This is a genomic window from Agromyces humi (assembly GCF_009720255.1).
GTDB lineage: Bacteria > Actinomycetota > Actinomycetes > Actinomycetales > Microbacteriaceae > Agromyces > Agromyces humi.
On sequence record NZ_WJSP02000155.1, the window covers coordinates 1 to 8,280 of the forward strand.

8 protein-coding genes are annotated in these 8,280 nt (G+C 71.3%); 2 read left to right on the top strand and 6 right to left on the bottom strand.

What is annotated here, in order from left to right; genetic code table 11:
- The first annotated feature begins 196 nt into the window (after positions 1 to 196).
- The gene (locus tag GH736_RS12935; protein WP_203230758.1) at positions 197 to 1,111 is read left to right on the top strand and encodes an NADP-dependent oxidoreductase; all 915 of its coding nucleotides are present in this window, start codon (positions 197 to 199) and stop codon (positions 1,109 to 1,111) included.
- A 78-nt stretch (positions 1,112 to 1,189) separates the two neighbouring features.
- Here GH736_RS12935 and GH736_RS12940 read toward each other — a convergent pair whose 3' ends face one another.
- From GH736_RS12940 to GH736_RS12960, 5 genes are all read right to left on the bottom strand, one after another.
- Positions 1,190 to 2,365 (bottom strand): NAD(P)/FAD-dependent oxidoreductase, encoded by a 1,176-nt coding sequence (locus tag GH736_RS12940; RefSeq protein ID WP_159603903.1) that lies wholly within the window; start codon positions 2,363 to 2,365, stop codon positions 1,190 to 1,192.
- A gap of 81 nt (positions 2,366 to 2,446) precedes the next feature.
- A complete protein-coding gene (locus GH736_RS12945) occupies positions 2,447 to 3,499 on the bottom strand; it encodes a Gfo/Idh/MocA family protein (protein WP_159603905.1) in 1,053 nt (350 codons plus the stop codon).
- The gene (locus GH736_RS12950) at positions 3,499 to 4,269 is read right to left on the bottom strand and encodes an amino acid ABC transporter ATP-binding protein (protein ID WP_159603907.1); all 771 of its coding nucleotides are present in this window, start codon (positions 4,267 to 4,269) and stop codon (positions 3,499 to 3,501) included. The genes GH736_RS12945 and GH736_RS12950 overlap by 1 nt, the downstream gene beginning before the upstream one ends.
- Positions 4,266 to 5,054, bottom strand: a complete 789-nt coding sequence (locus GH736_RS12955; RefSeq protein WP_159603909.1) for an amino acid ABC transporter permease — start codon at positions 5,052 to 5,054, stop codon at positions 4,266 to 4,268. The genes GH736_RS12950 and GH736_RS12955 overlap by 4 nt, the downstream gene beginning before the upstream one ends.
- A gap of 71 nt (positions 5,055 to 5,125) precedes the next feature.
- Entirely contained in the window at positions 5,126 to 6,004 is an 879-nt protein-coding gene (locus GH736_RS12960) for an ABC transporter substrate-binding protein (protein WP_203230760.1), read from the bottom strand.
- Positions 6,005 to 6,228: 224 nt separating this feature from the next.
- Here GH736_RS12960 and GH736_RS12965 point away from each other — a divergent pair, with 224 nt between their 5' ends.
- The gene (locus GH736_RS12965; protein ID WP_159603913.1) at positions 6,229 to 7,323 is read left to right on the top strand and encodes a LacI family DNA-binding transcriptional regulator; all 1,095 of its coding nucleotides are present in this window, start codon (positions 6,229 to 6,231) and stop codon (positions 7,321 to 7,323) included.
- 81 nt (positions 7,324 to 7,404) lie between these two features.
- Here the strand turns inward: GH736_RS12965 and GH736_RS12970 are convergent, their stop codons facing one another.
- Complete coding sequence (locus GH736_RS12970; RefSeq protein ID WP_159603915.1) at positions 7,405 to 7,956, bottom strand: dihydrofolate reductase family protein; 552 nt, start codon at positions 7,954 to 7,956, stop codon at positions 7,405 to 7,407.
- Positions 7,957 to 8,280: the final 324 nt, after the last annotated feature.

Sequence of the window (8,280 nt, forward strand, 5' to 3'; positions counted from 1 at the left end):
CCACCGCGGTGGCTGGCCGCTCGCCCGAGCGGGCTCCGCGTCCGGCGTCCCTGCCCGCCGCCGCTGATCGGGGCGTAGACCGAGCGCCGAGTCGGCAGTCGTTGCCGCCGATGCAGGCGAGGAGTAGCGTTCGACGTTCCGCCCGGGACCCATCGGCAGGGCGAGACGACGCGCAGCGCAGGCTGGGGAGGATGTCATGAAGGCCGTCATCGTGACCGAGCAGGGCCAGGGCGTGGAGGGGATGACCCTGACCGACCTCGACTCCCCGCACGCCGCCGAGAACGACGTCGTCGTTCGCGTGCACGCGGCGGGATTCACGACCGGCGAACTCACCTGGCCGGCGACGTGGACCGACCGCGCCGGCCGCTCCCGCACCCCGAGCGTGCCGGGGCACGAGCTCGCGGGCGTCGTGGTCGGACTCGGCTACGGCACCACCGGGCTCACCGTGGGGCAGCGCGTGTTCGGCCTGGCGGATTGGGCTCGCAACGGCGCCCTCGCCGAGTACATCGCGGTCGAGGCACGGAACCTCGCGCCGCTGCCCGCCAACGTGGACTTCGTCACGGCAGCGGCCGTGCCCATCTCGGGACTCACGTCGTGGCAGGGGCTGTTCCAGCACGGCCGACTCGAGACGGGACAATCGGTGCTGATCCACGGGGCGGGCGGCGCCGTCGGCTCCATCGCGGTCCAGCTCGCACACGAGCTCGGCGCACGCGTCATCGGCTCCGGTCGCACCGAGCACGAGGACTCGATCCTCGAACTGGGTGCGGACGAGTTCGTCGACCTCGAGTCCGGCCGGCTGGAGTCCCTCGACCCGGTCGACCTCGTCTTCGACGTCATCGGGGGCGAGGTCTTCGAGCGATCCCTCGGTGTGCTGCGGGCCGGAGGACGGATCGTCACCATCGCGGCCCCGCCACCCCGTCAACCGGAGGACGGCCAGGCGATCTTCTTCGTCGTCGAGCCCGACCGTGCGCAGCTCGCCGAGCTGGCCCGGCGCCTGCAGGACGGGCGGCTGAAGCCCATCGTGGGCGCCGTGCGATCGCTCGCCGATGCCCCCGCGGCGTTCGCGCCCGGCACTCGCGTGCGGGGATCGACCATCATCGCCGTGGCGTGACTCCGGGGGCAGCACAGGACCGGATGCCACGCCCCCCAGTGACGCGGCATCCGCCCGTGGCCGCCGGAACCGAACGGGTCACCGCTGCGGCACCGGCGCCCATGCGCCGGTGGGCACGGCCTCGGGCGCGGCATCCGAGCCGAACCGGTCGAGCCGGAACGTCCGGGTCACCGGCGACGGCGATCCGGTGAGGACCTCCTCGGCGAGGAGCTCGCCGAGGATGAGCCCGAGCGTCGCGCCCGAGTGCGTGAACAGGGCGTACAGGCCGTCGATCGAGGGCACTGCGCCGACGACCGGCTCGCCGTCGCCCGGGATCGGCTTCAGGCCGGCGCCGACGCGTTGCGCGGACAGCCGCGGGTTGCCCGCGAGCACCTTCGACGCCTCGTCGAGCAGGCCTTGCACCGACGCCTCGGGCACCGTGAGCGAGCCGTCGTCGCCGACGACGATCGACTGCTCCGCCCAGTCGGCGTCGAGCACGAGCCGACCGTCGGGCGTGGGACGCACCGCGACGCGCGGCGTGTTCAGCACGGTCCTCACCTCGACGTCCACGGGGTCGGTGAAGAGCACGAAGGCCGCGGGCGTGGCATCCGGAACCGTCACCCCGAGGGCCGCCAGGTGGGCCGGCACCGCGGGACCCGTCGCGAGCACCACCTGATCGGCCGCGAGCCGCGTGCCGTCGCCGAGGACGACACCCGTCGCCACGCCGTCCTGCACGTCGACCCGCGACTCGCCCGCATGCTCGATGACGCGCGCGCCGTCGGCCACGGCCTCGTCGACCAGCGCCGCGATGAGGTCGGGCAGGCTCACCCAGCCCTCGCCGGGGTTGTAGATCGCGCCCTCGTCGGCGACCGCGTCGGGGTTCACGTCGGGCGCGAACTCCGCGATCTCGTCGCGCTCGAGCCAGACGGCGTCGTACCCGCCGGCGCGCTCGAACCCGAAGGTCTCGCGGAAGCTCTCGCCCGGTGCGGCCCACTTCAGCGCGCCGTCGAACCGCAGGTAGGCACGGCTCTCGGGGTGGCGCACGCTCCACGTGCGGTAGCGGTCCAGCGCGAGCAGGCGCAGGTAGTGGTATTCGGCCGAGCGGTCGCCCGAGGAGTTCAGCCAGGCGATCGAGCGGCCGGATGCCCCGTCGGCGAGCGACCCGGCGGTGACGAGCGTCACCTGGGCCCCGCTCCCGGCGAGGTGCGCGGCGGTCGAGGCGCCGAGGATTCCCCCGCCGATGACGATGACGCGGGTGGGCTGTGTGGTGGGCATGCTGATGCTTCTCTTCCTTGTCATGAGGTCAGGTTGTGTGACGGACGTCAGGTGGTGACGGACGTCAGGTGGTGACGGACGTCAGGCGGTGACGGATGCCGCGGCGTGCGCGTGCTCGATCACCTCGAGCACCGCGACGGCGTCGGCCGGGTCGACCGGCAGCGGGCCGCCGTCGCGCAGTGCGACCGCGAGCAGTCGATAGAACTCGCCGTAGTCGCCCCGCTTCGTCGGCACCGGGCGGGTGTCGCCGTCGGCGCCGAGCACGCCCCAGCGTGCCTCGGGCGTCTCGCCGAAGCCGGGGTCGGTGGGCAGCGCGCCGGCGAGCAGCGACGGCTCCTGCACGTCGAGCCCCCAGGTCGCGTAGCCGGCGCGTGAGCCGAGCACGTGGAACCGCGGTCCGTGGAGGGGCGCGACGGCGCTCATCCACAGATGCGAGGTGACGCCCGACGCGTGCTCGAGCGCGAGGAACACGTCGTCGTCGGCCGCGGACTCGGGCCGGCGGCGAGCGAGCTCGACGTACAGGTCGGACACGGGTCCGAACAGCTGCATCGCCTGGTCGATGAGGTGCGTGCCGAGGTCGTAGAGGATGCCGCCGCCCTCGCGGGCCGTGGCCTCCGTCTTCCACGAGGCGGCGGGTTCGGGCTGCCACCACTCGAACCGCGACTCGAAGCGGCGCACCTCGCCGAGCGCGCCCGCATCGACGAGCTCCCGCAGGGTGAGGAAGTCGCCGTCCCACCGCCGGTTCTGGAACACGGTGAGCCGCCGGCCGAGGCGCTCGGCCTTCGCGATGAGTGCGCGCCCCTCCTCCGCGGTCACGGCGAACGGCTTGTCGACGACCACGTCGAGCCCGGCGTCGAGGGCCGCGTCGGCGAGTGCGGCGTGCGTACCGCTCGGCGAGCCGATGACCACGAGGTCGAGCTCGGCGGCATCCGCCCAGAGCTGCTCAGGCGTTGCGACGACCCGGGCCAGGGGATGCCGCGCCGCAGCCGCCGCCCGCCGCGACGCGTCGCGCGTGACGATCACGTCAAGGGAGTAGTCGGGGCTCGCCGCGAGGAACGGCGCGTGGAAGATGCGGCCCGAGACGCCGAAGCCGATGACGGCCGCGCGGATGGGGCGGCGCGCCGCATCCGTCATCACAGCACCTCCGAGAGGAAGCGCTGCAGGCGCGGGCTCTGCGGACGGTCGAAGAGGTCGCCGGGCTTGCCCGACTCGACGACGCGACCCTCGTCCATGAAGACGACCTGGTCGGCGACCTTGCGTGCGAAGCCCATCTCGTGGGTGACGACGAGCATGGTCATGCCGCGCTGCGCGAGGCCGGCCATCAGGTTGAGCACGCCCTTCACGAGCTCGGGGTCGAGCGCGCTGGTGGCCTCGTCGAAGAGCATGACCTCCGGCTCCATGGCGAGCGCCCGGGCGATCGCCACGCGCTGCTGCTGGCCGCCCGAGAGGTCGCGTGGCCGGTGGTCGGCGCGCTCGGCGAGCCCCACCTCGTCGAGGCGCTCGCGGGCCACCCGCATCGACTCGGCCTTCGAGAGGCCCTTCACGTTGCGCAGCGCGAGCGCCACATTCTGCTCCGCGGTGTGGTCGGGGAACAGGTTGAAGTGCTGGAAGACCAGGCCGATGCGCTTGCGCACGGCGTCGGGCTTCTGGGTCAGCACGCTCTCGCCTGCGAGGCGCACGTCGCCCGACTTCGGCTCGTGCAGGCGGTTCACGCCGCGCAGCAGCGTGGACTTGCCCGAACCCGAGGGCCCGATGATGCAGGTCGTGGTGCCCGGGGCGACCGTGAGGCTGACCTCGCGGAGCACGTCGATGTCGCCGTACGCCATGGTGAGATCGATGAGCTCGAGGCTCGAGCCCGCGTAGAAGTGGCCGTCGGTGACGGGCATCGGGGACGTGTAGGTCATGAGTTCTCTCCGTAGGTGAGCATCGGAGTCGGGTTCTGCTCCTCGACCTCGTCGAGGCCGCTCTTGGGCGGCGTCGCCTTCCGGCGTCCGGTGCGGAATCGGTTGTCGAAGTAGTTCACGAGGTGGGTCAGCGGAACCGTGATCGCAAGGTAGAAGAGTCCGGCCGCGACGAGCGGCGACAGGTTGCCGGTCAGGACCGCGGCGTCCTGGCCGACGCGGAACAGCTCACGCTCGGATACGAGCAGCCCCAGGAAGTACACGAGGCTCGAGTCCTTCACGATCGCGATGAACTGGTTGACGAGCGCGGGGAGCACCCGGCGCACTCCCTGCGGCACGACGACGAGCCGCATGGCCTTGCCGTAGCTCATGCCGAGCGCCCGGCAGGCCTCGAGCTGGCCGCGGTCGACGCTCTGGATGCCGGCCCGGAAGATCTCCCCCATGTACGCGCTCGCGATGAGGCTCAGGGCCAGGATGCCGAGCGGGTACGGCGACGGGCCGAAGACCTGCTGGCTGAACCGGGCGAAGCCCTGGCCGATGAGCAGGATCGTGAGGATCGCGGGCAGCCCGCGGAAGATGTCGGTGTAGATGCGCGCCGGGATCCGCAGCCACCGCGACGGCGAGATGCCCATGATCGCGATGACCATGCCGAGGACGATGCCGATGACAGTCGCCCAGATCGAGATGACCAACGTGTTGACGAGTCCGACGGCGAACAGCTGCGGGAGCACCTGCAGCATCGCATCGAAGTCGAAGAAGGTCGTGATGATGTTGTCGAGCCAGTCCATGGTTCGCTTCCTTCAGGGGAGGAGTGGGACGGTGCGGGCCGACGGGTCGCCGACCCGGACCGCGGGCCCGGCTACAGTGCCGGGGCTTCCGACTCGGTCGGAGCCGAGGTCTGCTCGGCCTTGGGGAGGTACTGCTCGGGCATCGGGGAGCCCGGGAACCACTTCTGGTAGAGCTCCTTCCAGGTGCCGTCCTCCATGGCCGCGGCGAGCGCCTCGTCGAGGGCGGCCTTGAACTCCGTGTTGCCCTTGGCGATCGCGAAGCCCGCGGGTGCGTCGAACGACGGGATGTCGATGGCGTTCTCGAGGCCGTACTGCGCCGAGTACTCCTTCGCCGCCTCGTAGTCGAGGAAGTGCGCGTCGATCGAGCCGCTGTTCACGGCCGAGATGGCGGCGTTGTTGTCGGGGAAGCGCACGAGCTCGGTCTCGGTGAAGTTCTTCACCGCGTAGGCCTCCTGCAGGGTGCCCTGCACGACGCCGAGGCGCTTGCCCGCGAGGTCCTCCTCGTCGGAGATGTTCGCGTCGGGGCTCGACATGACGGTGAGGTATCCCGCGAGGTACCCCTCCGAGAAGTCGACGGTCTGCTTGCGCTCCTCGGTGATGCCGATCGCGGCCACGCCGACGTCGAACTGCCCGTTGGCGACGGCGGCGAGCAGGCCCGAGAAGTCCTGGCCGGTGAACACGACGTCGTCGATGCCGATGCGGTCGGCGACATCCGTGAAGAGCTCGACGTCGAACCCGGTGAACTCGCCGTTCTCGTCGGTGAACGTGTAGGGCTTCGCGTCGCCGAGGCTCGCGACCCGGATCTGGCCCGGGGTGATCAGGTGGTAGGGGTTCTCCTCGGCGGTCGAGTCGCTCGTCGTGGCGCCGGCCGAGGAGCAGGCGGCGAGCGCGAGCGCCGCGGCGGCGGCCGCGACGGCGACGCCTGCTCGGCGGAAGGTGGTGCGGTTGATCACGATGATCCTCTCGTTGCAGTGATTGTCGTGTGGTGCTGCGGTTGCGGGTATCCCGTTGCGGCCCGGCCGCTTCGCGTGCTGCGATCGATGCCCAGCGGGATGTGCTCTTGTTGAGACCGGTCTCAATCCGGTATGTTGAGACCGGTCTCAATGCGTTTTCTGGGACAGTACGCGACGATTCGGGTCGCGTCAACACTTTTCTCACTTTTACTGGAGGAGCCGTGGGTGAACCCCCCAACGGGCACGGCAACGGCCATGGCAATGGCCGCCGCGAGGTGACCGTAAGCGATGTCGCCGCCGCGGCGAAGGTCTCGAAGGCCACCGCGGCGCGTGCGCTCGGCGACTACGGCGCGGTCAGCGAGGCCGTGCGCGACCGCGTCCAGGCGGCCGCCGAGCAGCTCGGCTACCGCCCCAACGCGCTCGCCCGCACGATGAGCACCGGTCGCTCGAACACGCTCGGCATCGTCGTCGGCGACATCGAGAACCCCTTCTTCGCCCAGGCCACGCGTGGGGCGGCGGATGTCGCGAACGCCGCCGGATTCGACCTGATCCTCTCGAACTCCGACGAGGAGGCCGACACCGAGCAGAAGGCGATCGGGGTGCAGCTCGCCAAGCGCGTCGACGGGCTGCTCGTCGCGCCCGCGTCATCCGTCGACCTCGACAACCTGCGCACGATCATCGACGCGGGCCGTCCACTCGTGCTCTTCGACCGCGCTGCGCCCGACCTCGAGGTCGACACCGTGGTGGCCGACAACCGACGCGGCGCCGAGCAGCTCACGGGCCTGCTCACCGCCGCCGGCCACCGTCGCATCGCGTTCATCTCGACCATCCGCCACCCCGGCGGGTTCCGTCGCGGCGACACCCTCGGCTCGTCGTCGGTCGCCGACCGCGTGCAGGGATTCACCGACGCACTCGAGGGCGCCGGCATCGCCGACCCCGAGTCGTTCGTGCACCTGAACGCCCGACAGGAGGGCGTCGAGCCGCTCGCCCGGCGCCTCCTCGAGGACCGCGACCGCGGCATCACCGCCATCGTCGCCTCCGACAGCCTCATCGCGCTCGGGGTCTTCCGTGCAGCCCGAGCCCTCGGCCGCAGCATCCCGCACGACCTGTCGCTCGTCGCGTTCGACGACGCGGACTGGACGTCGGTCACCACCCCAGCGGTCACGGTGATGGCGCAGCCGATCCACGAGATCGGCGCCGAGGCGGCCCGGCTGCTCATCCGCCGCATCGGCGGCGACGGCGGGCCGGTCGTCACCCGCACGCTCCCCCAGCACCTCATCGAACGCGACTCGGTGGCGCCGCCGGCGCGGCGCTGAGCGGATGCCGCGAGCCCGCGCCCGCGACATCCGCCGACCCCGTGGCAGGTCGCCCGCCGCGCCTGCTGCGGCGGCAGCGGCTCAGTGCCCGACGTCGAAGACCGACTTGACCACGCCGTTCGAGTAGGCCTCGTGCTCGACGAGCTTGAGCGTGCCCTGCTCGCGCCCGCTGAAGAGGCGCTTGCCCTCGCCGAGCACGACGGGGAAGACGAGCAGGTGGTAGCGGTCGACCAGGCCGGCCTCGCCCAGCGCCTTCGCGAGCGTCGGGCTGCCGTGCACGAGGATGTTGCCGCCGTCGCCCTGCTTGAGCTCGGCGACCTCGTCGAGCGACCGCAGCACCGAGGTGTTGTTCCACTCGGGGTCGCTGAGCGTGGTCGAGACCACGTACTTCGGCATGGCGTTGTACTCGGCGAACTCGGCCATCTTCGGCCAGACCGGCGCGAACTCGTCGTAGCTCTGCCGTCCGATGAGCATGGCGCCGGCCTCGACCTGCTCGCGGCCCTTGATCTCATAGGCGTCCTCGACGAACGGCACCTCCTTGAAGGTCCAGCCGGCGCGCGGGTGCTCGCCGCCCCCGGGCGAGTCGACGACGCCGTCGAGGGTGATGAACTCGGTGACGATGAGGGTGCGCATGATGGTTCCTTCTCTGAACGTGCGAGGCGGGCGGTCCGTCTCTCATTCTGGACGTCGAACGGATGCCGCGGCGGATCGACATCGCCGGCGCGATTTCCTCCCGGTTGCGGCGGGCGTAGCGTGGAACCGTGCGCCCCGAGCCGGAGCCGGACCAGCCTCGCCAGGACGACGTGCTCGACGGCGCCGTCTGTTGGCTGGCCGACGGTGAGCACCTTGCCACCGGTGTCACCGTCCCCGCCGCTGCCTGCGCTGCACCCGGTGAAAGCCAAGCCGGCGGCGACCAGTAGGGCGCCTGTGGCGAGGATGCTCTTTCGCATTTCCATG

What these genes read in the sequence shown, in the direction of transcription:
- GH736_RS12935 (WP_203230758.1), top strand. Translation starts at nt 197, where the DNA reads ATGAAGGCCGTCATCGTGACCGAGCAGGGCCAGGGCGTGGAGGGGATG.
- GH736_RS12940 (WP_159603903.1), bottom strand. Translation starts at nt 2,365, where the DNA reads ATGCCCACCACACAGCCCACCCGCGTCATCGTCATCGGCGGGGGAATC.
- GH736_RS12945 (WP_159603905.1), bottom strand. Translation starts at nt 3,499, where the DNA reads ATGACGGATGCGGCGCGCCGCCCCATCCGCGCGGCCGTCATCGGCTTC.
- GH736_RS12950 (WP_159603907.1), bottom strand. Translation starts at nt 4,269, where the DNA reads ATGACCTACACGTCCCCGATGCCCGTCACCGACGGCCACTTCTACGCG.
- GH736_RS12955 (WP_159603909.1), bottom strand. Translation starts at nt 5,054, where the DNA reads ATGGACTGGCTCGACAACATCATCACGACCTTCTTCGACTTCGATGCG.
- GH736_RS12970 (WP_159603915.1), bottom strand. Translation starts at nt 7,956, where the DNA reads ATGCGCACCCTCATCGTCACCGAGTTCATCACCCTCGACGGCGTCGTC.